This is a genomic window from Burkholderia sp. JKS000303 (genome assembly GCF_002563755.1).
GTDB lineage: Bacteria > Pseudomonadota > Gammaproteobacteria > Burkholderiales > Burkholderiaceae > Burkholderia > Burkholderia anthina_B.
Genome location: NZ_PDBZ01000001.1, coordinates 568,691 through 594,809, shown reverse-complemented (window position 1 = coordinate 594,809; position 26,119 = coordinate 568,691). Strand labels below are relative to the sequence as shown.

24 protein-coding genes and 1 tRNA gene are annotated in these 26,119 nt (G+C 66.4%); 16 read left to right on the top strand and 9 right to left on the bottom strand.

The window, feature by feature from the left end; genetic code table 11:
- Positions 1 to 125: 125 nt before the first annotated feature.
- The 4 genes from BX604_RS02855 to BX604_RS02840 all read left to right on the top strand — a co-directional run bounded on the left by BX604_RS02855 (position 126) and on the right by BX604_RS02840 (position 4,527).
- A complete protein-coding gene (locus BX604_RS02855) occupies positions 126 to 1,373 on the top strand; it encodes an ABC transporter substrate-binding protein (RefSeq protein ID WP_098549479.1) in 1,248 nt (415 codons plus the stop codon).
- A gap of 137 nt (positions 1,374 to 1,510) precedes the next feature.
- Positions 1,511 to 2,449, top strand: coding sequence for a carbohydrate ABC transporter permease (locus BX604_RS02850; protein ID WP_098549478.1), 939 nt, complete (start codon positions 1,511 to 1,513; stop codon positions 2,447 to 2,449).
- A complete protein-coding gene (locus BX604_RS02845; RefSeq protein WP_098549477.1) occupies positions 2,439 to 3,296 on the top strand; it encodes a carbohydrate ABC transporter permease in 858 nt (285 codons plus the stop codon). The genes BX604_RS02850 and BX604_RS02845 overlap by 11 nt, the downstream gene beginning before the upstream one ends.
- Positions 3,297 to 3,408: 112 nt before the next feature.
- Positions 3,409 to 4,527, top strand: a complete 1,119-nt coding sequence (locus tag BX604_RS02840) for an ABC transporter ATP-binding protein (RefSeq protein WP_098549476.1) — start codon at positions 3,409 to 3,411, stop codon at positions 4,525 to 4,527.
- 93 nt (positions 4,528 to 4,620) lie between these two features.
- Here BX604_RS02840 and BX604_RS02835 read toward each other — a convergent pair whose 3' ends face one another.
- From BX604_RS02835 to trxB, 3 genes are all read right to left on the bottom strand, one after another.
- The gene (locus BX604_RS02835; protein ID WP_098549475.1) at positions 4,621 to 5,244 is read right to left on the bottom strand and encodes a trimeric intracellular cation channel family protein; all 624 of its coding nucleotides are present in this window, start codon (positions 5,242 to 5,244) and stop codon (positions 4,621 to 4,623) included.
- A complete protein-coding gene (locus tag BX604_RS02830) occupies positions 5,231 to 6,010 on the bottom strand; it encodes a Smr/MutS family protein (protein ID WP_098549474.1) in 780 nt (259 codons plus the stop codon). Before BX604_RS02830 ends, BX604_RS02835 begins: the two co-directional genes overlap by 14 nt.
- 137 nt (positions 6,011 to 6,147) lie before the next feature.
- Positions 6,148 to 7,110, bottom strand: coding sequence for a thioredoxin-disulfide reductase (gene trxB / locus BX604_RS02825; protein WP_098549473.1), 963 nt, complete (start codon positions 7,108 to 7,110; stop codon positions 6,148 to 6,150).
- 369 nt (positions 7,111 to 7,479) lie between these two features.
- Between trxB and BX604_RS02820 the strand changes: the two genes are divergently transcribed.
- The 3 genes from BX604_RS02820 to BX604_RS02810 all read left to right on the top strand — a co-directional run bounded on the left by BX604_RS02820 (position 7,480) and on the right by BX604_RS02810 (position 12,019).
- Positions 7,480 to 9,789 carry a DNA translocase FtsK gene (locus tag BX604_RS02820; protein WP_098549472.1) on the top strand — a complete coding sequence of 770 codons (2,310 nt, stop codon included), beginning with the start codon at positions 7,480 to 7,482 and terminating at the stop codon, positions 9,787 to 9,789.
- Between the two features lie 46 nt (positions 9,790 to 9,835).
- Entirely contained in the window at positions 9,836 to 10,534 is a 699-nt protein-coding gene (gene lolA, locus BX604_RS02815) for an outer membrane lipoprotein chaperone LolA (protein WP_098549471.1), read from the top strand.
- Positions 10,535 to 10,708: 174 nt separating this feature from the next.
- Positions 10,709 to 12,019, top strand: coding sequence for a replication-associated recombination protein A (locus tag BX604_RS02810; protein ID WP_098549470.1), 1,311 nt, complete (start codon positions 10,709 to 10,711; stop codon positions 12,017 to 12,019).
- A gap of 11 nt (positions 12,020 to 12,030) precedes the next feature.
- Here BX604_RS02810 and BX604_RS02805 read toward each other — a convergent pair whose 3' ends face one another.
- Complete coding sequence (locus BX604_RS02805; protein ID WP_057928507.1) at positions 12,031 to 12,297, bottom strand: DUF2164 domain-containing protein; 267 nt, start codon at positions 12,295 to 12,297, stop codon at positions 12,031 to 12,033.
- A gap of 252 nt (positions 12,298 to 12,549) precedes the next feature.
- On the opposite strand from BX604_RS02805, the gene serS reads away from it, so the two are divergent.
- The 3 genes from serS (at position 12,550) to BX604_RS02790 (ending at position 15,818) form a co-directional block, all read left to right on the top strand.
- The gene (serS, locus tag BX604_RS02800) at positions 12,550 to 13,851 is read left to right on the top strand and encodes a serine--tRNA ligase (RefSeq protein WP_098549469.1); all 1,302 of its coding nucleotides are present in this window, start codon (positions 12,550 to 12,552) and stop codon (positions 13,849 to 13,851) included.
- Positions 13,852 to 13,981: 130 nt separating this feature from the next.
- Positions 13,982 to 14,072: transfer RNA gene (locus BX604_RS02795), tRNA-Ser, on the top strand.
- Between the two features lie 210 nt (positions 14,073 to 14,282).
- Positions 14,283 to 15,818, top strand: a complete 1,536-nt coding sequence (locus tag BX604_RS02790; protein WP_098549468.1) for a methyl-accepting chemotaxis protein — start codon at positions 14,283 to 14,285, stop codon at positions 15,816 to 15,818.
- A 44-nt stretch (positions 15,819 to 15,862) separates the two neighbouring features.
- Here BX604_RS02790 and BX604_RS02785 read toward each other — a convergent pair whose 3' ends face one another.
- A complete protein-coding gene (locus BX604_RS02785) occupies positions 15,863 to 17,023 on the bottom strand; it encodes an alkane 1-monooxygenase (protein WP_098549467.1) in 1,161 nt (386 codons plus the stop codon).
- Between the two features lie 674 nt (positions 17,024 to 17,697).
- Here BX604_RS02785 and BX604_RS02780 point away from each other — a divergent pair.
- From BX604_RS02780 to BX604_RS02760, 5 genes are all read left to right on the top strand, one after another.
- Positions 17,698 to 18,213, top strand: coding sequence for a GNAT family N-acetyltransferase (locus BX604_RS02780; RefSeq protein ID WP_175802688.1), 516 nt, complete (start codon positions 17,698 to 17,700; stop codon positions 18,211 to 18,213).
- A 152-nt stretch (positions 18,214 to 18,365) separates the two neighbouring features.
- Positions 18,366 to 19,136 (top strand): septum site-determining protein MinC, encoded by a 771-nt coding sequence (gene minC / locus BX604_RS02775; protein WP_098549465.1) that lies wholly within the window; start codon positions 18,366 to 18,368, stop codon positions 19,134 to 19,136.
- A 59-nt stretch (positions 19,137 to 19,195) separates the two neighbouring features.
- On the top strand, positions 19,196 to 20,011 hold the full coding sequence (minD, locus tag BX604_RS02770) for a septum site-determining protein MinD (protein WP_034182973.1): 816 nt from the start codon (positions 19,196 to 19,198) through the stop codon (positions 20,009 to 20,011).
- 12 nt (positions 20,012 to 20,023) lie between these two features.
- Positions 20,024 to 20,278 carry a cell division topological specificity factor MinE gene (minE, locus tag BX604_RS02765; protein ID WP_006486661.1) on the top strand — a complete coding sequence of 85 codons (255 nt, stop codon included), beginning with the start codon at positions 20,024 to 20,026 and terminating at the stop codon, positions 20,276 to 20,278.
- Positions 20,279 to 20,440: 162 nt separating this feature from the next.
- A complete protein-coding gene (locus BX604_RS02760) occupies positions 20,441 to 20,842 on the top strand; it encodes a YXWGXW repeat-containing protein (protein ID WP_098549464.1) in 402 nt (133 codons plus the stop codon).
- Positions 20,843 to 20,958: 116 nt separating this feature from the next.
- On the opposite strand, the gene BX604_RS02755 is transcribed toward BX604_RS02760, so the two are convergent.
- Entirely contained in the window at positions 20,959 to 22,506 is a 1,548-nt protein-coding gene (locus BX604_RS02755; RefSeq protein ID WP_098552678.1) for a chloride channel protein, read from the bottom strand.
- Between the two features lie 174 nt (positions 22,507 to 22,680).
- Here BX604_RS02755 and waaC point away from each other — a divergent pair, with 174 nt between their 5' ends.
- Positions 22,681 to 23,679 (top strand): lipopolysaccharide heptosyltransferase I, encoded by a 999-nt coding sequence (gene waaC, locus BX604_RS02750; protein ID WP_098549463.1) that lies wholly within the window; start codon positions 22,681 to 22,683, stop codon positions 23,677 to 23,679.
- Positions 23,680 to 23,698: 19 nt separating this feature from the next.
- Here the strand turns inward: waaC and BX604_RS02745 are convergent, their stop codons facing one another.
- From BX604_RS02745 to BX604_RS02730, 3 genes are all read right to left on the bottom strand, one after another.
- Complete coding sequence (locus tag BX604_RS02745) at positions 23,699 to 23,878, bottom strand: hypothetical protein (protein ID WP_098549462.1); 180 nt, start codon at positions 23,876 to 23,878, stop codon at positions 23,699 to 23,701.
- 104 nt (positions 23,879 to 23,982) lie between these two features.
- Positions 23,983 to 25,293 (bottom strand): MFS transporter, encoded by a 1,311-nt coding sequence (locus BX604_RS02740; RefSeq protein WP_098549461.1) that lies wholly within the window; start codon positions 25,291 to 25,293, stop codon positions 23,983 to 23,985.
- Positions 25,294 to 25,583: 290 nt separating this feature from the next.
- Positions 25,584 to 26,072 (bottom strand): energy transducer TonB family protein, encoded by a 489-nt coding sequence (locus BX604_RS02730; RefSeq protein ID WP_098549460.1) that lies wholly within the window; start codon positions 26,070 to 26,072, stop codon positions 25,584 to 25,586.
- Positions 26,073 to 26,119: the final 47 nt, after the last annotated feature.

The window sequence follows — 26,119 nt, the reverse complement described above, 5'->3', positions numbered from 1 at the left end:
GCCCGGCCGGTCATCGGCCCCGTACGCTGCATGCGTCCCGCGGCTCGATTTCCCCGTCGTTTATGAAGAAGCCGGTTCCCGTTCAGGGAACTTCACGAGTTGATTCAGTCTGGAGGAGATAAGTAATGAAAGTTCGCTCGATCATGGGCGCGCTCTGCGCGGCAGGTCTGATGGCTGGCGCCGTGGCGGCGCAGGCGGCCGAGAACGTTACGGTGCTGCACTGGTGGACCTCGGGCGGCGAGTCGAAAGCCGTCGGCGTGCTGAAGGACGACATCCAGAAGCAGGGCTACGTGTGGAAGGACTTCGCGGTCGCGGGCGGCGCGGGCGCGGCGGCCATGACCGCACTGAAGACCAAGGTGATCAGCGGCGACGCACCGTCGGCCGCGCAGATCAAGGGTCCGCTGATCCAGGACTGGGCCGACCAGGGCGTGCTCGTCAACATCGATTCCGTCGCCGGCGACTGGAAGAAGAACCTGCCGCCGGAAATCGACAAGATCATGCAGTACAAGGGCCACTACGTCGCCGCGCCGTTCTCGGTGCACCGCGTCAACTGGCTCTATATCAACAAGGCCGCGCTCGACAAGGTCGGCGCGAAGGTGCCGACGACCTGGCCTGAATTCTTCGCGGTCGCCGACAAGCTGAAAGCCGCCGGCATCCAGCCGGTCGCGATGGGCGGCCAGCCGTGGCAGGACCTGACGCTGTGGGAAGACGTCGTGCTGTCGCAGGGCCCGGCGTTCTACAAGAAGGCGCTGGTCGATCTCGACCAGGCCACGCTGACGTCGCCGCAGATGCTGTCGGTGTTCGAGACGGTCCGCAAGATCCAGGGCTACTTCGACGCCGGCCGTAACGGCCGCGACTGGAACCTCGCGACCGCGATGGTGATCAACGGCAAGGCCGGCATGCAGTTCATGGGCGACTGGGCGAAGGGCGAGTTCGAGAACGCCGGCAAGAAGTCGGGCAAGGACTACATCTGCGCGCCGGTGCCGGGCACCGCGAATTCGTACACGTTCAACGTCGACTCGTTCGTGTTCTTCCAGCAGAAGGGCCAGAAGGCCGCGACGCCGGGCCAGCTGGCACTCGCGAAGACGATCATGACGCCGGACTTCCAGGAGCAGTTCAGCCTGTTGAAGGGCTCGATCCCGGTGCGCCTCGGCGTGAAGATGGACAAGTTCGACGATTGTGCGAAGAAGTCGTACGCCGACGAGCAGGTCGCGATCAAGTCGGGCGGCTACGTGCCGTCGCTCGCGCACGGAATGGCGCAGAACGACGCGACGGCCGGCGCGATCACCGACGTCGTGACGAAGTTCATGAACTCGCAGGAAGATCCGAAGACTGCGGTCGCCGCGCTCGCGAAAGCCGCGAAGGTGAAGTAAAGCGCGACAGACGCCCGGCCGGACACGCACGATCGGCCGGGCGTTTTTGCATGTGCAGCAAACGGGCTCGCCCGCGGGCCCGCGCCGTACCGGCGCCGGCCCGGCCTGCGTCGCCCTCGTTCCAGGAGTCGAATCAAGTGGCTGCCCCTCTTAGCGGAAACGGATCCGGCGCTGCCGTCGCACGGCGCACGTCGCCGATGTCGGCCTTCGCCGATCGCTGGATTCCGAAGCTCGTGCTTGCGCCGAGCATCGCGATCGCCGTGGTGTTCATCTACGGCTTCATCCTGATTACCGGTTATCTGTCGCTGACCAACTCGCGGCTGTTGCCGAACTACGAATTCGACGGCTTCGGCCGTTACACGGATCTGTTCCAGAACGACGTGTGGTGGACTTCCGCCGCGAACCTCGGCTGGTTCGGGATTCCGTTCATCGTGATCTGCGTCGCGCTCGGGTTGTTCCTCGCGATCCTGCTCGACCAGAAGATCCGCACCGAAGGCGCGTTGCGCGCGATCTTCCTGTACCCGATGGCGCTGTCGTTCATCGTGACCGGCACCGCGTGGCAGTGGATCCTGAACCCGGGCCTCGGCCTCGAGAAGGTGATGCACGACTGGGGCTGGACGAGCTTCTCGTTCGGCTGGCTCGACGATCCGGACAAGGCGATCTTCTGTATCGTGATCGCTGCCGTGTGGCAGTCGACCGGCTTCGTGATGGCGCTGTTCCTCGCAGGCCTGCGCGGTGTCGATGGCGAGATCTTCAAGGCCGCGCAGGTCGACGGCGCGACGCTGCCGACCATCTACCGCAAGATTGTGATTCCGAGCATGCGCCCGGTGTTCTTCTCGGTGCTGCTGATCCTCTGCCACATCACGATCAAGACCTTCGACCTCGTCGTCGCGCTGACGGCGGGCGGCCCCGGCACGTCGTCGTCGCTGCCGGCCATGTTCATGTACACGTTTTCGTTCAACCGCGGCCAGCTCGGGCTGGGTGCCGCGTCGTCGGTGATGATGCTCGCGACCGTGGTCGCGGTGCTGGTGCCGCTGATGTATATGGAATCGAGGAGCACCCGCAATGCAGCCTAAGATGACGATCAGCCGGGCGGTGATCTATGCGGCGTTGATCCTGTTCGCGCTGTATTTCCTGTTCCCGATTTACGTGATGCTGTCGACGTCGTTCAAGGATCTCGACCAGCTGCGCACCGGCAACCTGCTGACGCCGCCGACGCACTGGACCTTCGATCCGTGGATCAAGGCGTGGAGCGGCGCGTGTACCGGCGTGCGCTGCGACGGGATGAAGCCGTTCTTCCTGAACTCGTTGCAGATGGTGATTCCGGCGGTGCTGATCTCGTCGCTGATCGGCGCGTTCAACGGCTACGTGCTCACGCACTGGCGCTTTCGCGGCGCGGATGCGCTGTTCACGATGATGCTGGTCGGCTGCTTCATTCCGTTCCAGGTGATCCTGCTGCCGATGGCGCGCCTGCAGGGGATGCTCGGCCTCGCGAACACGATTCCGGGCCTGGTGTTCGTGCACGTCGTGTACGGGATCGCGTTCACGACGATGTTCTTCCGCAACTTCTACGTGAGCGTGCCGGCCGAACTCGTGAAGGCGGCACGCATCGACGGCGCGGGCTTCTTCACGATCTTCACGAAGATCCTGCTGCCGGTGTCGCTGCCGATCTTCATGGTGTGCCTGATCTGGCAATTCACGCAGATCTGGAACGACTTCCTGTTCGGGATCGTGTTCTCCGGCGTCGACTCGATGCCGATCACGGTCGCGCTGAACAACCTCGTCAACACGTCGACGGGCGTGAAGGAATACAACGTCGACATGGCCGGCGCGATCATCGCCGCACTGCCGACGCTGCTGGTCTACGTGATCGCCGGCCGCTACTTCGTGCGCGGCCTGACGGCGGGCGCGGTGAAGGGGTAAGCGCGGCTTCATCCGATACGACGAACCGGCCGCGCACGACGCGCGGCGCATCGAAACGAACCCGACGCGGCGCCGCAGTGCGCCGCGCGAGACGAGACAGAGGATTCACAGCATGGCAAGCCTTTCCATCCGTGACGTGTACAAGACCTACCCGAACGGGGTGCCGGTCCTGAAGGGTGTCGACATCGAGATCGAGGACGGACAGTTCCTGATCCTGGTCGGCGGGTCGGGCTGCGGGAAGTCGACGCTGCTCAACATGATCGCCGGGCTCGAGACCGTCACGAGCGGCGAGATCTGCATCGACGGCAAGGTCGTCAACGACCTGTCGCCGAAGGATCGCGACATCGCGATGGTGTTCCAGTCGTATGCGTTGTATCCGTCGATGACGGTGCGCGAGAACATCTCGTTCGGCCTGAACATCCGCAAGGTGCCGAAGAGCGAACAGCAGCAGATCGTCGAGCGCGTGTCGTCGATGCTGCAGATCCAGCATCTGCTCGACCGCAAGCCGGGCCAGTTGTCGGGCGGCCAGCGCCAGCGCGTCGCGATGGGCCGCGCGCTGGCACGCGACCCGTCGCTGTTCCTGTTCGACGAGCCGCTGTCGAACCTCGACGCGAAGCTGCGTATCGAGATGCGTGCGGAAATCAAGCTGCTGCATCAGCGCCTCGGCACGACGATCGTCTACGTGACGCACGACCAGATCGAGGCGATGACGCTCGGCGACCGCATCGCGGTGATGAAGGACGGCGTGGTCCAGCAGTTCGGCGCGCCGCAGGAGATCTACGACTCGCCGTCGAACCTGTTCGTCGCGGGCTTCATCGGCGCGCCGCCGATGAACTTCATCAACGGCAAGCTGGTCGAGCAGGGCAGCGGGATCGCGCTGGAGATCGACACGGGGCTCGCGCGCAGCGCGCTGAACCTGCCGTTCGATACGGCCAAGCTGAAGTCGCACGTCGGTCGCGAGGTGATTCTCGGCCTGCGTCCGGAGCGCATCACCGATGCGCGCAGCGCACACAACGGCGAGGCGTCGAGCCTGCAGCCGGTCGACGTGCGCGTCGACGTGACCGAGCCGACCGGGCCGGACACGCACGTGTTCGCGCAGGTGAACGGCAAGCGGATCGTGAGCCGCGTGCATCCGGCCGCGAACCCGCAGCCGGGGCAGACGCAGTCGCTGCTGTTCGACGTGTCGAAGGCGGTGCTGTTCGATCCGGCGTCGGAAGAGCGGATCGCGTGACGCGACGCCTGCGTTGAATGAAGCGAAAGGGGCCGTGCGAACGGCCCCTTTCGTTTTGCAGTGTTGACGGCTGCGCCGTGCAGCCTGTCGGCATCAGTGCGGCAAGCGCACGTCGAACTTGAACGTGAGGAGTCGCGCGACGAGGGTGAAGCCGGTCGCGAGCAGCACGCTGTACACCAGGTCGAGCTGCAGCCACACGAGCAGCAGGTAGAACCAGCAGCCGACGAACGCGCACGTCGCATACGGGCGCGAATCGCGCAGGATCAGCGGAATGTCGTTGCACAGCACGTCGCGGATGATCCCGCCGACCACGCCGGTGATCACGCCCATCATCACCGCGATGAAGCGCGGCATCTCGGCCTCGAGCGCGATCGCGGTGCCGGAGATGCTGAAGATGCCGAGCCCGATCGCGTCGGCGACCAGCAGCATCCGTTCGGCCGACAGCCGCGACAGCATCCGCAGCAGGAACGGCGCGAACAGCGCGAGCACGAAGATCGCGATCACGTAGTCCTCGTGCACGACCCAGTAGAACGGCCGGCGCTCCAGCAGGACGTCGCGCAGCGTGCCGCCGCCGAACGCGGTGGCGAGTGCGACGACGAACGTGCCGACCGAGTCGAGACGATTCTTGCGCGCCTCGATGAAGCCCGAGATTGCGAAGGCCAGCGTCGCGATCGCCTCCAGTATCGAGATCGCGAGCGTCAGCCTAGGATGCGGCACGCGGCCCCCGATCGGCGGGCGCCGCCAGCGGCTGCAGCAGCACGAGCACCGCGCCCGCGCCGCCGTCGTTGCTGCGCGCCTCGCAGAACGCGATCACTTCTTCCTTCTGCACGAGCCATGCGCGCACCTTGCCTTTCAGCACGGGTTCCTTGCCGATCGAACCGAGTCCCTTGCCGTGGATCACGCGCAGGCAGCGCAGCCCTTTCTTGCCGGCCTCGCGGATGAATTCCGCGAGCGCGTCGCGCGCTTCGTCGCGCCGCATCCCGTGCAGGTCGAGCTGCGCCTGCACGATCCATGCGCCGCTTCGCAGCTTGCGCACGACGTCGCGGCTGATGCCGGGGCGGTGGTAGTACAGCGACTCGTCGCTGTCGAGCAGCGTCTCGGGATCGAATTCGTCGGACAGCGTCGCGTTCAGCACGTCTTCTTCGTCGCGCTGCGTCTGCTTCGGCACCGGATCGGGCGGCGTGCGGCCGGACTTCGCGCGCGGCGGCGCATTCAGTGGCCGGATCGAGCCGATTTCGTTGCGGAACAGGTTCGCGTCGGCCTCCGCCTGACGGGTGGCCTTCACGGTTTCGACGCGCTCGCGCTCGCGGCGGTCGGCTTCGCCTTGCAGCGATTTGCGCAATGCGCCGAGGCCGGCGAGCCCCTGGCCGCGCAATGCGGCGGGCTCGGGCGCGCTCGGCGGCGCGGCGGGCGCGGGATTCGCGGGACGGGCGGCGATCTGCCGCTTCGCGGGATCGCTCGGATGGGGCTGGTTCTTCGCCATGATTCGGTAACAGGGCAGGCGCGTTCGGGCGCGCGGACATAAAAAAAGCCGCTGCGCGGCGGCAGCGGCTTGTCCGGCAAGGCCCGCTTCGCGGCAGCGGACGCCATTGTAGCGCCCGGCGCCGGCAGGCTTGCGGCTTACTTTTTGTCGTGCAGGCTTTCGAGGTAGCGCTGTGCGTCGAGCGCGGCCATGCAGCCCGTGCCGGCGCTGGTGATCGCCTGGCGGTACACGTTGTCCTGCACGTCGCCAGCGGCGAACACGCCCGGTACGCTCGTCGACGTCGCGTTGCCCTGCAGGCCGCTCTTCGTCAGGATGTAGCCGTCCTTCATCTCGAGCTGGCCCTGGAACAGGTCGGTGTTCGGCTTGTGGCCGATCGCGACGAACACGCCCTGCACGGTCAGATCCTGCTTTTCGCCGGTCTTCACGTTCTTGATGCGCAGGCCGGTGACGCCCGAAGCCTCGCCCGTCACTTCGTCGAGCACGTGATCCCACTTGATGTCGACGACGCCTTCCTTTTCCTTCTCCAGCAGGCGGTCGATCAGGATCGGCTCGGCGCGGAACTTGTCGCGGCGATGGATCACCGTGACCTTCTTCGCGATGCCCGTCAGGTAGAGCGCTTCCTCGACGGCCGTGTTGCCGCCGCCGATCACCGCGACTTCCTGGTTGCGGTAGAAGAAGCCGTCGCAGGTCGCGCAGGCCGACACGCCCTTGCCCATGAACGCTTCCTCGGAAGCCAGGCCGAGATACTGGGCGGACGCGCCGGTCGCGATGATCAGCGAGTCGCACGTGTATTCGCCCGAGTCGCCGATCAGCCGGATCGGCGTTTCGTGCAGTTTCGCGGTGTGGATGTGGTCGAATACGATTTCGGTGTTGAAGCGCTCCGCGTGCTCCTGGAAGCGCGCCATCAGTTCAGGGCCTTGCACGCCCTTTGCGTCCGCCGGCCAGTTTTCGACGTCGGTCGTCGTCATCAGCTGGCCGCCCTGCGCGATGCCGGTGATCAATACCGGGGACAGGTTGGCGCGTGCCGCGTAGACGGCAGCCGTGTAGCCGGCGGGGCCGGAACCGAGAATCAGGACTTTGGCGTGTTTGGGCGTGGACATGTGCGAATCCGTAAAAGGCGGCCGCGGCGGGCGGGGTAAGACGCGCCGGACGGTCTGGGTTGACCGGGATGCCGTCATAGATGGGTATCAGACGCGCATTATAAAGGCCCCTTTGCTGCGCTGCCGAACGAGAGTTTCAATCGTGGCGATAGCGTTTCCCCGCCGGGCTGCGCGCCGCGGCGGGGCGCGCGAGCGGCGCGGGTGGGCCGGCTGGCGCCGCCGCCGTGTGTTCCGGGTGCCCGGCGCCGGTATCGGCACCCGGGCCCCGTTATGTAACCGTCATTTACACTTGACGGCCCGGTGCAGCGTTTACAATAAGCGGGATCGAACGACAGGCGGGCACGCAGCCCGTCCTCTTTATACGGATTCATGGCAAAAGCTCCTTATTCCGCCCAGGCACAGGCGTTGCCGCACCGGATGTCGAAGCTCCTCACGGAGATCCGCTGGATTCTCCAGGTTGCGCTCTGCGCCTTTCTGGTGATGGCCCTGTTGAGCTACAGCCGGCGCGATCCAAGCTGGACGCACGCAGCACAGGTAGACCACATCTCGAACTGGGCCGGGCGCGTCGGCGCGTGGACGGCCGACATCATCCTGCTGCTGTTCGGCCTGTCGGCCTACTGGCTGATCGTGCCGCTCGGGCGGCGCATCGCCGTCAACTACCGGCGCATCACGCGTCACGAGGCCGTCGCCGACGAGCCCGAGCGGCCGATCGGCTGGCTCACCGAAATCCTGTCGTTCGTGCTCGTCGTGCTCGCGTGCGACGGCATCGAGGCGATGCGGATGTGGTCGCTGAAGGTGCAACTGCCGCGCGCACCGGGCGGCGTGATCGGCGAGGCCGTCGCGGGCGCGATGTCGCATGCGTTCGGCTTCACCGGCGGCACGCTGCTGCTGCTGATCCTGCTCGCGGTCGGCCTTTCGCTGTATTTCCGCTTCTCGTGGCTGTCGGTGTCCGAGCGCGTCGGCGGTGCGATCCTGTCCGCCGTCACCGTCGCGAAGCTGCGCCGCGAGGCCGAGCGCGATCGCAAGCTGGGCGAAGCCGCGGCCGTGCGCCGTGAAGGCAAGGTCGAAGAGGAGCGCGTGCGCATCGAGGATCACGAACCGGTGACCATCGTGCCGCCGGTCGTCACGCCAGCGAAGTCCGAGCGCGTCGAGCGCGAGCGCCAGGTGCCGCTGTTTACCGACCTGCCGGGCGATTCGACGCTGCCGCCGGTGTCGCTGCTCGATCCCGCGCCGAAGACGCAGGAAGCGATTTCCGCCGACACGCTCGAATTCACGTCGCGCCTGATCGAGAAGAAACTGAAGGACTTCGGCGTCGAGGCGAGCGTCGTGGCCGCGTATCCGGGCCCGGTCGTCACGCGCTACGAGATCGAGCCGGCCACCGGCGTGAAGGGCAGCCAGATCGTGAACCTCGCGAAGGATCTCGCGCGGTCGCTGTCGCTCGTGTCGATCCGCGTGGTGGAGACGATCCCCGGCAAGAACTACATGGCGCTCGAGCTGCCGAATCAGCGCCGCCAGACGGTCCACCTGTCCGAGATCATCGGCTCGGAAGTCTATGCGGCCGCGTCGTCGGCGCTCACGCTGAGCCTCGGCAAGGACATCGGCGGCAAGCCGGTGTGCGCGGACCTCGCGAAGATGCCCCACCTGCTGGTGGCCGGCACGACCGGCTCGGGCAAGTCCGTCGGGATCAACGCGATGATCCTGTCGTTGCTGTACAAGGCGACCGCCGAACAGGTGCGCCTGATCCTGATCGACCCGAAGATGCTCGAAATGAGCGTCTACGAAGGCATTCCGCACCTGCTGTGCCCGGTCGTCACCGACATGCGCCAGGCCGGCCACGCGCTGAACTGGACGGTCGCGGAGATGGAGCGCCGCTACAAGCTGATGAGCAAGCTCGGCGTGCGCAATCTCGCGGGTTACAACAACAAGATCGACGACGCGGCGAAGCGCGAGGAAAAGATTCCGAATCCGTTCAGCCTGACGCCGGACGATCCGGAACCGCTCGGCCGCCTGCCGAACATCGTCGTGGTGATCGACGAGTTGGCCGACCTGATGATGGTCGTCGGCAAGAAGGTCGAGGAGCTGATCGCGCGGATCGCGCAGAAGGCGCGTGCGGCCGGCATCCACCTGATCCTCGCGACCCAGCGTCCGTCGGTCGACGTGATCACGGGCCTGATCAAGGCGAACGTGCCGACGCGGATCGCGTTCCAGGTGTCGTCGAAGATCGACTCGCGCACGATTCTCGACCAGATGGGCGCCGAGTCGCTGCTCGGGATGGGCGACATGCTGTACCTGGCGCCCGGCACCGGGTTGCCGGTGCGCGTGCACGGCGCGTTCGTCGCCGACGACGAAGTGCATCGCGTCGTCGACAAGCTCAAGGAGCAGGGCGAGCCGAACTACGTCGAAGGGCTGCTCGAAGGCGGCACCGCCGACGGCGACGAGGGCTCGGCCGGCGCGGGAACCGGCGAAGGCGGCGACGAGTCTGATCCGCTGTACGACCAGGCGGTCGAGATCGTCATCAAGAACCGCCGCGCGTCGATTTCGCTCGTGCAGCGCCATTTGCGGATCGGCTACAACCGCGCGGCGCGGCTGCTCGAACAGATGGAACAGTCGGGGCTCGTGTCGGCGATGTCGTCGAGCGGCAACCGCGAAATTCTTGTGCCGGCGCGCGACGCGGAATAAGTCCGCGGCGCCCGCAGCGCCGGCCACCCACGGAGAAAACCGTACCATGCAGCAACTTTCGTTCGTCCCCTCCCTTCGTTCGACGCGCCGCTGGCTCGGCGCGGCGTTCGCCGGCGCATCGCTGATGCTCGCGGCGACGCACGCGTTCGCGGGCGGCACCGAGCAACTGAAGGCCTTCGTGTCGCAGGTGCATGCGGCGAAGGGCGATTTCACGCAGCAGATCGTCAAGGCGCCGAGCAAGGCCACGAATGCCGCGAGCGCCGCGCAGGCCATGCCGAAGCCGAACGACAATTCGAGCGGCACGTTCGTGTTCTCGCGTCCGGGCAAGTTCATCTGGACGTACCAGAAGCCGTACCAGCAGGTGCTGCAGGCCGACGGCGACAAGCTCTACGTGTACGACCGCGACCTGAACCAGGTCACCGAGCGCAAGCTGAACGGCGCACTGGGCGCGAGCCCTGCCGCGATCCTGTTCGGCAGCAACGATCTCGACAAGAACTACACGCTGCACGATGCCGGCGAGAAGGGCGGCATCGAGTGGCTCGAGATGTTGCCGAAGGCGCAGGACACGCAGTTCCAGCGGATCGGCATCGGTTTTCGCAACGGCACGCTCGCCGCGATGGAGCTGCACGACGTGTTCGGCAACGTCACGCTGCTGACGTTCACCAACATCCAGACGAATCCGCCGCTGAAGAGCGATACGTTCAAGTTCGTCGTGCCGAAGGGCGCCGACGTGATCACCGGCTGACCGGCACCGCGCCGTTCCGCTGACAAGGGCCTGCCGGCGACGGCAGGCCCTTGTCGCTTTCGGGCGCGGGCACCGGGCGCGGGCATCAGGCGCGGCGGCGGGGTCGCGCGGCTGTCATAATGTCGGGTCCGGCGGCCCGTTCGGCCGCCATTGTTTGATGTGGAGCGAGGGTTCATGTCCGACCTGTTTCAAGTCGAGCCGCGCCGGCCGCTCGCCGAGGCGTTGCGGCCGAAGACGCTCGCCGAGGTGATCGGCCAGACGCATCTGCTGGGCGAAGGCAAGCCGCTGCGGCTCGCGTTCGAATCCGGCAAGCCGCATTCGATGATCCTGTGGGGGCCGCCCGGCGTCGGCAAGACGACGCTCGCGCGCCTCACCGCGCTCGCGTTCGACTGCGAATTCATCGCGCTGTCCGCGGTGCTCGGCGGCGTGAAGGACATCCGCGAGGCGATGGAGCAGGCGAAGGACACGCTGAACCGCACCGGCCGCCACACGATCCTGTTCGTCGACGAGATTCACCGTTTCAACAAGGGGCAGCAGGATGCGTTGCTGCCGTTCGTCGAGTCGGGGCTCGTGACCTTCATCGGCGCGACGACCGAGAACCCGAGCTTCGAGGTCAACTCGGCGCTGTTGTCGCGGGCGCAGGTCTATGTGCTGCAGTCGCTGAACGACGACGAGATGCGCCAGCTGCTCAAGCGCGCACAGGAAATCACGCTCGACGGCCTCGCATTCGACGACAAGGCGATCGACACGCTCATCGGCTACGCGGACGGCGACGCACGCCGTTTCCTGAACCTGCTCGAGCAGGCGCAGACGGCCGCATCGTCCGCCCGCGTCACGACGATCGACGCCGATTTCGTCAGCAGTGCGATGACGCTGAACGCGCGGCGCTTCGACAAGGGCGGCGACAATTTCTACGACCAGATCTCGGCGCTGCACAAGTCGGTGCGCGGGTCGAGCCCGGATGGTGCGCTGTACTGGTTCTGCCGGATGATCGACGGCGGCGCGGATCCGAAATATCTCGCGCGGCGGATCGTGCGGATGGCGTGGGAAGACATCGGCCTGGCCGACCCGCGCGCGCTGCAGATGGCGAACGAGGCGGCCGCGACCTACGAGCGGCTGGGTTCGCCCGAAGGCGAGCTGGCGCTCGGGCAGGCGGTGATCTATCTCGCATGCGCGGCGAAGAGCAACGCGGGCTACAACGCATTCAACCAGGCGATGGCGTTCGTGAAGCAGGACAAGTCGCGCGAGGTGCCCGTGCATCTGCGCAATGCGCCGACCAAGCTGATGAAGGAACTCGGCTACGGCCACGCGTATCGCTACGCGCACGATGAACCGAACGCGTATGCGGCCGGCGAGACGTATCTGCCGGAAGGCATGCGCGAGCCGCACTGGTACAAGCCGGTGCCGCGCGGGCTCGAGTCGAAGATCGCCGAGAAGCTCGCGTGGCTGCGCGAGCTCGACCGCGAGGCCGGCAAGAAGGGCTGACCGGCGCGCGTCTAGCGCTTGCGGCCCGGTTGTTTCTTCCAGTACTCGAACGGCTCCTCGTGGCATTCGATGTCGAGCTCGGCGACCCGGGCGTGCAGGCGCTCCTGCGCATCGGCGATCGCGAGGTTGTAGATCGCCGGTGCGATTTCCTCGACGAAGAAATGCAGCAGCGCGCCGGCCTGGATGTTGCCGATCGGCTCATCCATGTTTTCTGTGAAATAGCGTTGCAGCGACGCGATTGCGCGGTCGCGGACATCCTTGTCCAGTTCGATGGCCATCGGGTTCCCTCGGGTGATGGTGATGCGCAAGCGGATGCGTTGCCCGCCGCACTGCGCCGGGCCGGCGCGGCTGTCGTGCGTTTCGCGGCGGCGCCGCGCGATCCGATCCGCCGGCCGCCGACGCACGGGTCGTGCCACGCGATACTGCCACGCCGGTTGCCTGTTTGCGCCATTGTCCGTCCGGCCAGTGCCGTGGCGGCCCCGCGGTGCGTTAGAATTCCCGTCCTACACAACGATTTTCCAAGTCCTCCCATGCTCGACATCCAGTTGCTGCGCAAAGACCTCGACGGCGTCGCCAAGCGCCTCGCCGATCGCGGCTACACCCTCGACGTCGCCGCGTTCTCCGCTCTCGAAGCGGAACGCCGCGCGATCCAGACCCGTACCGAAGAGCTCCAGGCGCGCCGCAACAGCCTGTCGAAGCAGATCGGCGCGATGAAGGGGAAGGGCGAGGACACGTCGGCCGTGATGGCCGAAGTCGGCGGGATCGGCGACGAGATGAAGGCGTTCGAAGCCAAGCTCGGCGAAATCCAGACGCGCCTGTCCGACCTGATGCTGGGCATGCCGAACATCGCGCACGACAGCGTGCCGGTCGGCAAGGACGAGGCCGACAACGTCGAGGCGCGCCGCTGGGGCACGCCGCGCCAGTTCGACTTCGAGGTGAAGGATCACGTCGACGTCGGCACGCCGCTCGGCCTCGATTTCGAAACCGGCGCGAAGCTCGCCGGCGCGCGCTTCACGATGCTGCGCGGCTCGATCGCACGCCTGCACCGCGCGCTCGCGCAGTTCATGATCGACACGCACACGCTGCAGCACGGCTACAGCGAGACGTACACGCCGTACATCGTGAATCCCGAGATCCTGTACGGCACGGGCCAGTTGCCGAAGTTCGCGGACGACATGTTCCGTGTCGAGAAGGGCGGCGGCGAAAATACGATCACGCAGTACCTGATCTCCACGTCGGAAATTTCGCTGACGAACACCGTGCGCGAATCGATCGTCGAAGGCTCCGCGCTGCCGATCAAGCTCACCGCGCATTCGCCGTGCTTCCGCTCGGAAGCGGGCTCGTACGGCCGCGACACGCGAGGCATGATTCGCCAGCACCAGTTCGACAAGGTCGAAATGGTTCAGGTCGTCGCACCCGATGCATCGTATGCGGCGCTCGACGAGATGGTCGGCCACGCGGAAGCGATCTTGCAGAAGCTCGGTTTGCCGTACCGCGTGATCACGCTGTGCACGGGCGACATGGGTTTCTCCGCTGCGAAGACGTTCGACCTCGAAGTGTGGCTGCCCGCGCAGAACACCTATCGCGAGATCTCGAGCTGCTCGAACACCGAGGCGTTCCAGGCGCGCCGGATGCAGGCACGTTTCCGCAACGCGCAGGGCAAGCCGGAACTCGTGCACACGCTGAACGGTTCGGGCCTCGCGGTCGGCCGCACGCTCGTCGCGGTGCTGGAGAACTACCAGAACGCCGACGGTTCGGTCACGGTGCCGGAGGCGCTGCGTCCGTACATGGGCGGCATGGAGCGCATCGACGCGCCGGCACAGGCGTCGTGAGATTGACGAGCGATCGGCTTTCGAGGGTCCGGCAAAAAAATTGCAAAAAGGACTTGTGAGTTTCGAAGAGATCGTTCTATAATCTTTTCTTTCCCGGACACGACCAACCGGGAAATGAAGCAGCAAGGAAGGAGAGGTGGCAGAGTGGTCGAATGTACCTGACTCGAAATCAGGCGTACGGTTTCCCCGTACCGTGGGTTCGAATCCCACCCTCTCCGCCAAAATACGAAGCCCCGTGATTCGAAAGGATCACGGGGTTTTTCGTTTGGGCCGCTCGGTGGAGCCGCCGTGCATCGCCATTCGGCCGACGTGAGCGCCGCTCGATTCGCCATCACTTCTACAGCTTCAGCCTTCGTATCGCGCGCCGTTAACACGGGGCGGCGGCGGGCGCCTTCCTGCGTCGTCGCCGTTTTTCGTCGATTCAAGGTCCCATGAAGCTGAGCTACAAGATTCCCCTCGCATTCGCCGTTGCGTTGCTGCTGATGTTGTGCGGCGCGCTGTACGGTATCCGCATCCTCAACCGGTCGATTGATACGTTCGCGAACGACGTGCAGACGCACGTTGCCGACGAGCGGCTCGTGTCGGCGACGCTCGTGCAGTTCAAGCTGCAGGTTCAGGAATGGAAGGACACGCTGCTGCGCGGCAAGCAGCCCGACAAACTGGACACATACTGGCAGGCATTCCAGACGCGCGAGCGCGCGGTCGATACGCTCGCCGCGCAACTCGTCAACCGGTTGCCGCCCGGCGAGAGCCGCACGCTCGTCGAGCAGTTCATGCGCGCGCATGCGGCGATGGGCGACGGCTATCGCCGCGGTTTCGACGCGTTCAAGGCAGCTGGCTTCGATCCGACGGCAGGCGATGCGGCCGTGGCGGGCGTCGATCGCGCGCCGGCCGCGCTGCTCGAGCGTGCCGCGAAGGCGATTGCCGACGAGAGCGCCGCCGTATCGGCTCACGCGAGCCGCGACGCGCAGCACGCGAGCGCGGCGAGTGTCGTGCTGATGCTGATCGTGCTCGGTGTCGCGATGATCGGTGCGGTCCTGTTCAGTCGCGCGATCCTGCGGCCGCTCGATCGCGCGGTTGCCTGTGCGCAGGCGGTGGCGGGCGGCGACCTGACGCGCGACGTCGACGCCGCAGGCCGTGACGAGATCGCCGATCTGCTGCGCGCATTGCAGGCGATGCAGGCGAGCCTGTCGGGCGTCGTGCACGAAGTGCGCTCGCATGCCGAGTCCGTCGCGACGGCGAGTGCACAGATCGCGTCGGGCAATCACGACCTGTCGGCGCGTACCGAGGCGCAGGCTGCGTCGCTCGAGGAAACCGCGGCCAGCATGGCCGAGCTGACCGGCGTCGTTCGCCAGTCGGCCGAGCACGCGACGCATGCGGCGCAGCTCGCGCGCGATGCGTCGGGCATGGCGTCCGCGGGCGGCAGCGTGATGGCGCTGGCGGTCGATACGATGAGCGGGATTGCAGACAGCGCGGCGAAGGTCGGCGAGATCGTCGCGGTGATCGACGGCATCGCATTCCAGACCAACCTCCTCGCGTTGAACGCGGCCGTCGAGGCGGCGCGTGCCGGGCAACAGGGGCGGGGCTTCGCGGTCGTCGCGGCCGAGGTGCGCACGCTCGCGCAGCGCAGCGCGGCTGCCGCGAAGGAGATCAAGGCGCTGATCGGGCAGTCGACGCAGCGCGTCGATGCGGGCGCCGCACTGATCGGCCGCGCGGGCGAATCGATACGGGAGATCGTCGGGGCGGTGCGGCGAGTCACGACGATCGTCGGCGAGATCGCATCCGCATCGCAGGAGCAAAGCGGCGGCATCCAGCAGGTGAACATCGCGGTCACGCAGATGGATGAAGCGACGCAGCGCAACGCCGCGCTGGTCGAGCAGGCGTCGGCCGCGACGCAGGCGTTGGCCGAACAGGCGAGTGCGCTGCGGCAGGCGGTCGCCGTGTTCAGGCTGCCGCAAGCCGCGTAACGGCATGGCCGGCGAGTGCGGGAGCCTCGCTGTGCCGTGTCGCCTTATGCCGCGGCCGGATACTGCGCGAGCACGCGGTCGCGGATCGACGGCTTGATGTTCGACTGCGCCATGTCGCCGCCGTAGTGCGCGACGACGCGCGGATTCATCACGCGATACCAGAGCGGCGGCACGTACGCGAACAGGATCATCGTTGCGTAGCCGGCCGGCAGTTGCGGCGAATCGTCGAAGTGGCGCAGCGCCTGATACGAGCGCGTCGGATTCGCGTGATGATCGGCGTGCCGCTGCAGTTGATACAGGAACAGGTTCGTGACGACGTGATTGCTGTTCCACGAATGCTGCGGCGTGCAGCGCTCGTAACGGCCGTTCGGCAGCTTGCGGCGGCCGAGGCCGTAGTGCTCGACGTAATTGACGACTTCGAGCAGCGACGCGCCGTAGACGGCCTGGATCACGAGGAACGGGATCACGATCCTGCCGGCCATCGCGATCGCGATGGCCCACACGACGACGGTCATCGCCCACGCGTGCAGCACCTCGTTGCGCCAGCTCCACGGCGAATGCCCGAGCCGCGCCAGGCGCGCCTTTTCGAGTCGCCACGCCGAGCGGATGCTGCCGGTCACCGTGCGCGGCAGGAACGCCCAGAACGACTCGCCGTAGCGCGCGCTCGCCGGATCCTCCGCCGTCGCGACACGCACGTGATGGCCGCGGTTGTGTTCGACGAAGAAGTGCCCGTACGCGACTGGCGCGAGGGTGATCTTCGCGAGCCAGCGCTCGAAGCGGTTGGTCTTGTGGCCGAGTTCGTGCGCGGTGTTGATCGAGATGCCCGTCGCAGCGCCGAGCGACAGCGCGAAGCCGACGTAGTCGTACCACATGAGTGCATGCGTGCCGACGATCCACACGCACGCGAAGAACGCGACGTATTCGACGAGCGTCGCGAGGTAGACGATGAAGCGGTAGTAGCGCTCCCGTTCGAGCTGCGGGACGACGGATTCGGGCGGGTTGTCGCGATCGTCGCCGATCAGCGTGTCGAGGACCGGAATCACCCCGAACGCGAACAGCGGCCCGAACCACCAGAACACGTGAATTCCCGTCGCCAGCGCGAGCTGGGCCGCGAGGATCGGCAGCGTGATCGTCAGCGCGCCGAGGAGCCACAGATAACGTTTGCCATCCGACCAGCTCGAGGCTGATGCGTCCGTCATTGCCATTGTCTCCGTCCTTTGGACCGCCTCCGGTGCGCACGGGCGCCGGGCGGCCGCATGTCTGTAGCCGTTCGAATCGTCGTCGGTGCGCGACATTGCGCGCGGCCCCGGATCGGTGGTCCGGTTGTGCCAGTTATACGACCGTCGCGCACGCTTTCCAAACCCCGGCGCTAGGCGTGAAACTCCAAACGGCGGGCTGCGCAGGACGCAGGCGGGGAGAGGCCGGCAGGGGGTGATTGAAACAGCCCGGCACGGGCCGGATCGGCTCGCACGACCTTCGCTCTGGTCTGACGAATACGTGGACTATGCACGCGCGTATTCCGGCGTCGCGCATCACAACGAATGTTGCAATGCAATAATCGGCGCGCGGCAGCGCGTTGCGGAAGCGCGCTGCCGGATACATATATTACGGGTCATTACTATGCGGCCGGCGAAATACCGGACGCTCGCCGTGCGAATGTCATGCACGACAAAGGCGAGCGGGGCGGCACGTTCGGATCGCACTTCGGACGCGCGCGCCTGGCAGCCGATCGACGGGCGAATGCTGCACCTGCACACCCGTACGTGCCGCGGTGTATGCCGTCTTTCGATCCGCGCGGCCATTTGAAAATAACGATTTGACTCATGCCCCGCTTTCGGTTGAAGCTAATAACTTGCTGTCCGAAGGGGGCTGTGCCTGCATGAGTTCGACCTTGACCGTTCGTCGTATCGCTGCCGACCAGGGTGGCGTGTATCGCGAACTCCGCGCCGCATCGCTGCGTGAGCCCTATGCGCCGGGTGAAGCGCCGGAGGCCGAATTGCTGAACGTCGATTCCGACGCGGCGACGGCCATCGCCGCGCTGCGCGCCGCATCCGACGAGTCGACGACTTTCCTGCTTTACACCGAAGGCCATCCGGCCGGCATGATCGGCGCGTATTTCGACAATACGCCCGAGCGTCGCGCGTTCGTCAGCGAGCTGTGGGTCGCGCACGCGGTCCGCCATCTGCGCGGCGGCGTGCTGCTGCTCGAAACGGCCACCGAGTGGCTGGTCGAACGCGGTGCGCAGGACGTCTACGCATGGATCGCCGATGCAAACCGCAACGCGATCCGCTTCTACGAGCGCGCGGGTTTCGGCAACACCGGCGAGCATGCGCCGATCGCGCGGATGCCCGGCGCGATGAAGTCGCTGTTCGTGTCGCGGGTCAACACACCCTGATGGATGAACGTGCGGGTCGCCCGGCGCGATGAACGCCTCGCCGTGCGCCGGCCCGCCTGCCGGTGGTGTGTTCGCCCCCACCCAAGTCCCAAAAATAATGGCTGCACGCGTGGACGCCTGTAAAATACGCAAAAATTTTTTGCAGAGTGTCCATGTCGCTTAAAAAATCGCCATTCTTCGAGCTGCGCAGCGGATCGGTCGATACGTTGTTGTTCACCGTGAAGACGACCGATCTCGATGCGTTGCGTACCGAACTGGTCAAGCGCTTCGAAGCGACTCCCGAGTTTTTCGCCGATGATGTCGTCGCGATCGACGTCCGCCGCCTCGCGGACGGCGAACGCGTCGCGCTCGCGGACATCCGCAAGATGCTGAACGACGTGCGGATGCGCCCAGTGGGCGTCGTCGCACTGCCGACGCAGGGCTGGGCGACTATTGCCGGCCTGCCGTTGCTCGAAGCGCGCGATCGTCGCGTGTCGGCCGCGAAACCGGCCGAGGAAGCGGAGCCGGCGCCCGTCGTCGAGGCACCCGCTGCTGCGGCGGCAGCCGAATCGGCGTCCGAGCCTGCTCCGACGCCGATCCAGGCCGGCGGCCAGACGCTGGTGATCGACCGGCCGCTGCGTTCGGGACAGCAGATTTACGCGAAAGGAGACCTCGTGGTGCTCGCGCCGGTCAGTCACGGCGCGGAGATCATCGCGGAAGGCAATATCCACATCTACGCGCCGTTGCGCGGCCGCGCACTCGCGGGCGTGCACGGCAATCACGACGCGCGCATTTTCTGCACGTGTCTCGAACCGGAACTGATTTCGATCGCGGGTATCTATCGAACAACCGAGAACCCGTTGCCCGCTGACATACTGGGCAAATCGGTGCAGATCCGGCTCGAAGAGGAAAAACTGATGATCGAACCGCTGCGCCTGACGTGATTCACGCGGCACGCTCCGGATCGATCGGCTCTCATTGACGAACACAGGGTATTGGGTAAATGGCAAAAATCATCGTGGTGACTTCGGGCAAGGGCGGCGTGGGCAAGACGACGACGAGCGCGAGCTTCGCGTCCGGTATCGCGCTGCGCGGCCACAAGACGGCCGTGATCGACTTCGACGTCGGCCTGCGTAACCTGGACCTCATCATGGGCTGCGAGCGTCGTGTCGTGTATGACCTCGTGAACGTGATCCAGGGCGAGGCGAACCTGAACCAGGCGCTGATCAAGGACAAGAAGTGCGAGAACCTGTTCATCCTGCCCGCGTCGCAGACGCGCGACAAGGATGCGCTCACGCGTGATGGCGTCGAGAAGGTGCTGAACGACCTGGTCGCGATGGACTTCGAATACATCGTCTGCGATTCGCCGGCCGGTATCGAGGCCGGCGCGCTGCACGCGATGTACTTCGCGGACGAGGCGCTGATCGTCACGAACCCGGAAGTGTCGTCGGTGCGCGACTCGGACCGCATTCTCGGCATCCTGTCGTCGAAGACCAAGCGCGCGACCGAAGGCAAGGATCCGATCAAGGAACACCTGCTGATCACGCGTTACAGCCCGAAGCGCGTGAGCGAAGGCGAGATGCTGTCGCTCGAGGACATCAGCGAGATCCTGCGCATCAAGCTGATCGGCGTGGTGCCGGAGTCTGAAGCCGTGCTGCACGCATCGAACCAGGGTTTGCCGGCCGTGCATATCGACGGCACCGACGTTGCGGAAGCGTACAAGGACGTCGTCGCTCGCTTCCTCGGCGAGGACAAGCCGCTGCGTTTCACCGATTACCAGAAGCCGGGCCTGCTGCAGCGCCTCTTCGGCAGCAAGTAACGGAGGCCGCCCATGTCCATCCTTTCGTTTCTCCTCGGCGAGAAGAAGAAGTCCGCATCGGTCGCGAAGGAGCGCCTGCAGCTCATCATCGCGCATGAGCGCGTCGGCGGCCGTCCGCCGGCCGATTATCTGCCGGCGCTGCAGAAGGAGCTGGTCGCGGTCATCTCGAAGTACGTCCATATTTCGAACGATGACATCCGCGTGAGCCTTGAGCGCCAGGACGATCTCGAAGTGCTCGAAGTCAAGATCGAGATCCCGCAAGCCTGACCCTTTGCAGGTATCCCACCGCACGGCGGCATGTGCCGCCGTGCGCGTCTTACGCCCTGTTGCACTTTCGGGCACGCCGTAACACGGTGCTTGTCGGCCGTCAGCCGTCCTCCCGCATTGAACGAATACGCTCCGCGTCAATTGTTCAATCAGGAGGTTGTGATGGCTGTCTCTACTGTTCAACGTCGTATCGTTTCGCTCGCGCTGTTCGCCGCGGGCCTGTCAGCCGTTGCCGCACCGCTCGCCGCACGCGCGGACGAGATCATCGTCGGCGCACCGGTGCAGGTGCAGCCGGCCCGGATGGTCGTCGCCGAGCCCGTGGCCCTGCGCACCGAGGAAGTCGTCATCGTCGCGCCGAATGCGCCGCCGCCCGTGCGCTACGAGGTCGTGCCGGCTACGCGTGTCGGCTACGTGTGGGAGCGTGGCCACTGGCGCTGGGATCATGGCCGCTACGTATGGATCGCCGGCCACTGGGAAGCCGAGCGCGTCGGCATGCACTGGGTGCCGGGCCATTGGGATCAGCGCGGGCCGAACTGGTTCTGGACGCGTGGCCACTGGGCCTGACGGAGGCGTGCGATGAAACGAACCGCAATCGCCATCGCGCTCGTCGCGATCACGCTGGCCGGCTGCATCGTCGTGCCGGCCCGTCCCGTCTACTACCGGCCGGCGCCGGTGGTGATCTACTGAGCGTCGCGCGGGCCCGGTTGCGCCGGGCCGTTCGCGTCCGGCGCGACCGGCTCGTCGTCGTGCGGCGTCGCAGGCGCGTTCACCGCGCCGTTGTCGCTTGCCCGGGCGTCTGCCTCGCCGCCACTTTCGTCACGCAGCGTATCGAGCGGATCGGCGGGAGCCGCATCCGTATCCTGCGGTTCGGTGACGCTGCTCGCCGCCGGCGCTCCCTCAGCAGTAGCGGTTGGCGCAGCGGCCGCGGGCGGTGCGAGATAGCGCTGCGCGAGCGTTTCGTACAGCGGCGGCGCGAAAAAGCGTGCCATACGGCTCGACACCAGCGCGGTTGCCATCAACGAAATCACGAGCGCGTGGCCGTTGATCATCTCCATCACGATCACGAACGACGTGATCGGCGACTGCGTGACCGCCGCGAGGTAGCCGACCATCGCGAGCGCGATCAGCATCGGCAGGCTCATGTCGCCGAACACGAGGTGCAGCAGGTTGCCGAAGCCGGCGCCGATCGATAGCGACGGCGCGAAGATCCCGCCCGGGATGCCCGGCAGATACGACGCGACCATCGACACCATCTTCAGGAACGGATAGAACGCCGAAAGCTGCTCATGGCCGTCGAGCAGGCCGCGCGCTTCGGCATAGCCACTGCCGAACGTCGTGCCGCCCGACACGAGGCCGACGATGGCGATCACGAAGCCGCACAGCGCCGCGAAAGCGATCGGGCGCTCACGATACAGGCCAAGCAGGCGTGCGGGCAGCCAGCGGCCCGTATTGAGCAGCAGCCAGCTGAAGAGGCCGCCCGCGATCCCCGTGACGATCGCGGTGACGAGCACGGCGACGGCGAGCATCTTCGGAAAATGCTGGCCGGCGTCGATCGTGCCGAAGTACGTGTAGTTGCCGTTCAGGCCGAGCGCCACGACACCGGCGAGGATGATCGCGGTGATCAGCACGCCGCTTGCGCGCGCGGAGAAGCTGCGGGTCAGCTCTTCGATCGCGAACACGATCCCGGCCAGCGGCGTATTGAACGCGGCCGACAGGCCGGCGGCCGCGCCGGCGAGCACGAGCTGGCGCTCGATCTGCGCATTGGAGCGCGGGTAGAAGCGCCTCAGGTTGAACATCAGCGCGGCACCGACCTGCACGGTCGGCCCTTCGCGGCCGATCGTGAAGCCGCCGAGGATACCCATGAACGAGATCAGCACCTTGCCGAACAGGATGCGCAGCGTCAGCAGGCGTGCGCCGAACGCGCCGGGGCGCGCATGCAGCGTCGCGATGACCTGCGGGATGCCGCTGCCTTCTGCGCCGCGAAAGAAGCGGCGCGTGAGCCAGGCCGACGCCGCGGCGATCGCCGGCGTCAACACCAGCGGCAGCCACGCGGCGTGGTCGCGCATCGTGCGGAACGTGTCGTAGCCCCAGTCGATCAGCCGCGCGTACAGCACGGCCGCGAGACCCACGGCGATCGCGCCGAGCCAGAACACGCCGTATTGGCGCCAGATCCGCACCGAGCGGCGGGTGAGGGCGGGAAACAGGGTAGGAAGGGTGGGGCGTGGCATCGGCGACAGGCCGGCGGGCAAAGAATGCATTATAAAAAGAACCGGATGCACACGGGGCTCGACAAACTTTCAAGAAATCGACGCACTTTGTTGCAAATGTAATGGGGGGGTAATGCTTTTGTGGCGACTGCGTCGTTAGCATGCCGAAATGCCATGCTCTTCCCCACAGGAAACGTGAAACGCATCCTTATCGTGAAAGTGACGTCGCTCGGCGATGTCGTCCAGACGCTGCCGGTCGTCGCGGATCTCCATCGGGCCTTTCCGGGCGTGACGGTCGACTGGGCCGTGGACGAGTCGTGTGCCGAAGTCGTGCGCTGGCACCCGGGCGTAAGCAACGTGCTCTGTGCGCCGTTGCGGCGGTTCAAGAAGTGCCGGAACCGCGGCGATCTGAAGGCGATTTCCGCGTCGATCGGGGCGCTGCGCGCGCACCGGTACGATGCGGTCATCGACCTGCACGGCGTCTACAAGAGCGCGATCATTTCGACGTTCGCACGGGCCGCGCGCCGGGTCGGCTATCAGACGCAGGATCTCGGCGAGACGGGCGCGCGTTTCGCGTATTCGCATCGCTTCGGCCCGCGCCCGGACTGCGACGCGTGGCACGGCATGCGCGTCAGTGCCGGCGAGGCGCTGGGTTATGTCCCCGAAGGCATCGCTGCATACGGCGTCGTCCCGCCGCAGGATGCGAGCCTGCCTGCCGCCGTGACCGACGGCGCGCCGTTCATGCTGTTGTTTCATGCGACATCCAATCCGGACAAGAAATGGCCGCCGGATCACTGGGCCGCGCTCGCCATGCAGATGATGGCGCGCGGCGTGCGCGTGCTGGTGCCGTGGGGCTCGTCCGCCGAACACGACGATGCCCAGGACATCGTCGCTCGGGCCCCGGGGGCGGTCGTGCTGCCTGCGATGTCGGTGCGTGAACTGGGCGCGGCGATCGGCCGGGCCGCGCTCGTGGTGGGGGTCGATACCGGATTCGTGCATATGGCGCACGCGCTGCAGCGGCCGACCGTGATGATTTTCGTCGCGACGTCGCGCCACCATTGCGGAATCGGCGGCGCGCCGAATGCGCTGTCGATCGGCGAGCCGGGCACGGTGCCGTCCGTTGCGCAGGCGTTGGCCGCGATCGATGCGGTTGGCCCGGCCTACGGTGTGCGCCCCGTCATGCTGACGGCTTGACGAAGCCGGCGGCCCCGGTTCAGGCCAGCAGTACCTCGACCGTGATCACCGCGGCGATGGCCGCCACGTTCGCCAGCAGCGCCTCGAACAGCAGGCCGCGCCAGGTTTTCGGCCGGAAGCGCAGCGCGAGCAGCAGCGCGCCACCCAGCGCGAGCGCGAGGATCAGGACGAGGTCGGCGTTGTCGAGGCGGATATTCATCGCGGCGGCTCCTTCGGGAAGGGATCCCGGGAGCGCACGGCGGCGCTCCCTGAATCGAGTATAAGCAGCGCCGGCCGCGGCACAACCCGGGTCGTCCCCGACGCTCAGACCAGCGACGAGTCGCGGGTTTCGCGCATCAGCAGCACGCCGATCAGGCTGATCGCCGCAGCCACCGACACGTAGCCGCCCACCCACGACAATCCGCCGCGCGCGGCGAGCAGTTGCGCGATGTACGGCGCGATCGACGCGCCGAGAATCCCGCCGAGGTTGTACGCGACGCCCGCGCCCGTATAGCGGACGTTGGTCGGGAACAGTTCCGGCAGCAGCGCGCCCATCGGCGCGAACGTCACGCCCATCAGGAACAGTTCGAGCGTCAGGAACAGCGCGACGAGCGGCATCGAGCCGCTGCCGAGCAGCGGTTCCATCGCGAAACCGGACAGCAACGCGGCGATTGCACCCGCCACCAGCACCGGCTTGCGGCCGAAGCGGTCGGACGCCCAGGCCGACAGCGGCGTCGCGAGCCCCATGAACACGACGGCGAGGCACAGCAGGCCGAGGAAGCTCTGGCGCGGAATATGCAGCGCCGACACGCCGTACGACAGCGAGAACACCGTCGAGATATAGAACAGCGTGTAGCAGACGACCATCGCGAGCGCGCCGAGCAGCGTCGGCTGCCAGTGTTGCGAGATCAGCGTCGCGACCGGCACGCGGACCCGTTCGTTGCGATCGAGCGTGGCCTGGAAGGCGGGCGTCTCGGTGATCTTCAGCCGCACGTACAGGCCGAGCGCGACGAGCACCGCGCTGACGAGGAACGGGATGCGCCAGCCCCAGCTGCGGAATTGATCGTCGGACAGCGACAGCGCGAGTGCGAAGAACAGTCCGTTCGACATCAGGAAGCCGACCGACGGCCCCAGTTGCGGGAACATGCCGAACCAGCCGCGCTTGCCTGGCGGCGCGTGCTCGGTCGCGAGCAGCGCTGCGCCGCCCCATTCGCCGCCGAGGCCGATCCCCTGGCCGAAGCGCAGCACGCACAGCAGCACCGGTGCGAGCGCGCCGATCGTGTCGTAGCCCGGCACGAAGCCGATCGCGGTGGTCGATACGCCCATCACCAGCAGCGACGCGACGAGTGTCGATTTGCGGCCGATGCGGTCGCCGAAGTGGCCGAACAGGAACGAGCCGATCGGCCGCGCGATGAACGCGATGCCGAACGTGACGAACGCCGACAGCGCCTGTGCGGTCGCGGAGCCGTGCGGGAAGAACACGGGGCCGATGACGAGTGCCGCGGCGGTTGCGTAGACGTAGAAATCGTAGAACTCGATCGCGGTGCCGATGAAGCTCGCGAACACGATGCGCCGGTGGCTGACGGCGCCGGCCGAACCGGTTGCGTGCGCAACGGTCGGGGGGGATGCGGACATGGAAGTCTCCGTTTTGTCGTTGGGGCGGTCGGCTGATGCGCACGAGCGGGCGGGGCGCCTGCCGGGAGCAGCCGAACGGATGAAGCGGTGGCGGCGTGGACGCGCGCCGTGGCGCGGACGTCACCCGCCGGTCGACGATGGAGACGGATAGGTCGCCCCGCCCGGTGCCGGCGTGGTCGGTTCGCTTGCCGGGTGCGGCGTGCGAACGCGCGCGCGGCAGGATGACCGCGCGATTGCGGAAAATTATAGCCAGCGCCGCCGCATAGCGGCAATCGCGGGCCAGCGAGGGGTTAGTCGAGCGACTGCGCCTGCGCCGACGCCGTGCTCTGCAACTGGAACCGGCCGTCGTCGTTGAAGAGCCAGCCTTCCATCATCTCGATCCGGCCGTTGCCGTCGAGCAGTTTCGATGGTGGTGGCGGCAGCGGTGCCGAGCGGCGCAGCGACGCGAGTGCGAGCGCTTCGGCTTCGCTGTCGCCATTGCTGCGATAGACGGATGCGTTGACGAGGCGGCCGCTGCGGTCGATGGTGAACGCGACGACCACGAGCGAGCGCAGCATCGCCTGGGGTGTGCCATGCGAGATGCCGGACGGATTGCGCTCGGCGACGCGCTGCGCGACTTCCACGCGATACTGGTCGATGCTCGCGCTGCGGGTGACCGACGGAATCGTCAGGATCGAGTGCAGCGACGGCGGGGTAATCGTGCAGGCGGCGAGCATCGCCGCGGCGACCAGCACGGCGACACGCAGCCGGTCGGGGTTCGAACGGGGAAGTGGGCGCATGGGATGATCGCCGGCGGGTGACTATAAAAAAATGATAGGCGCGCGGA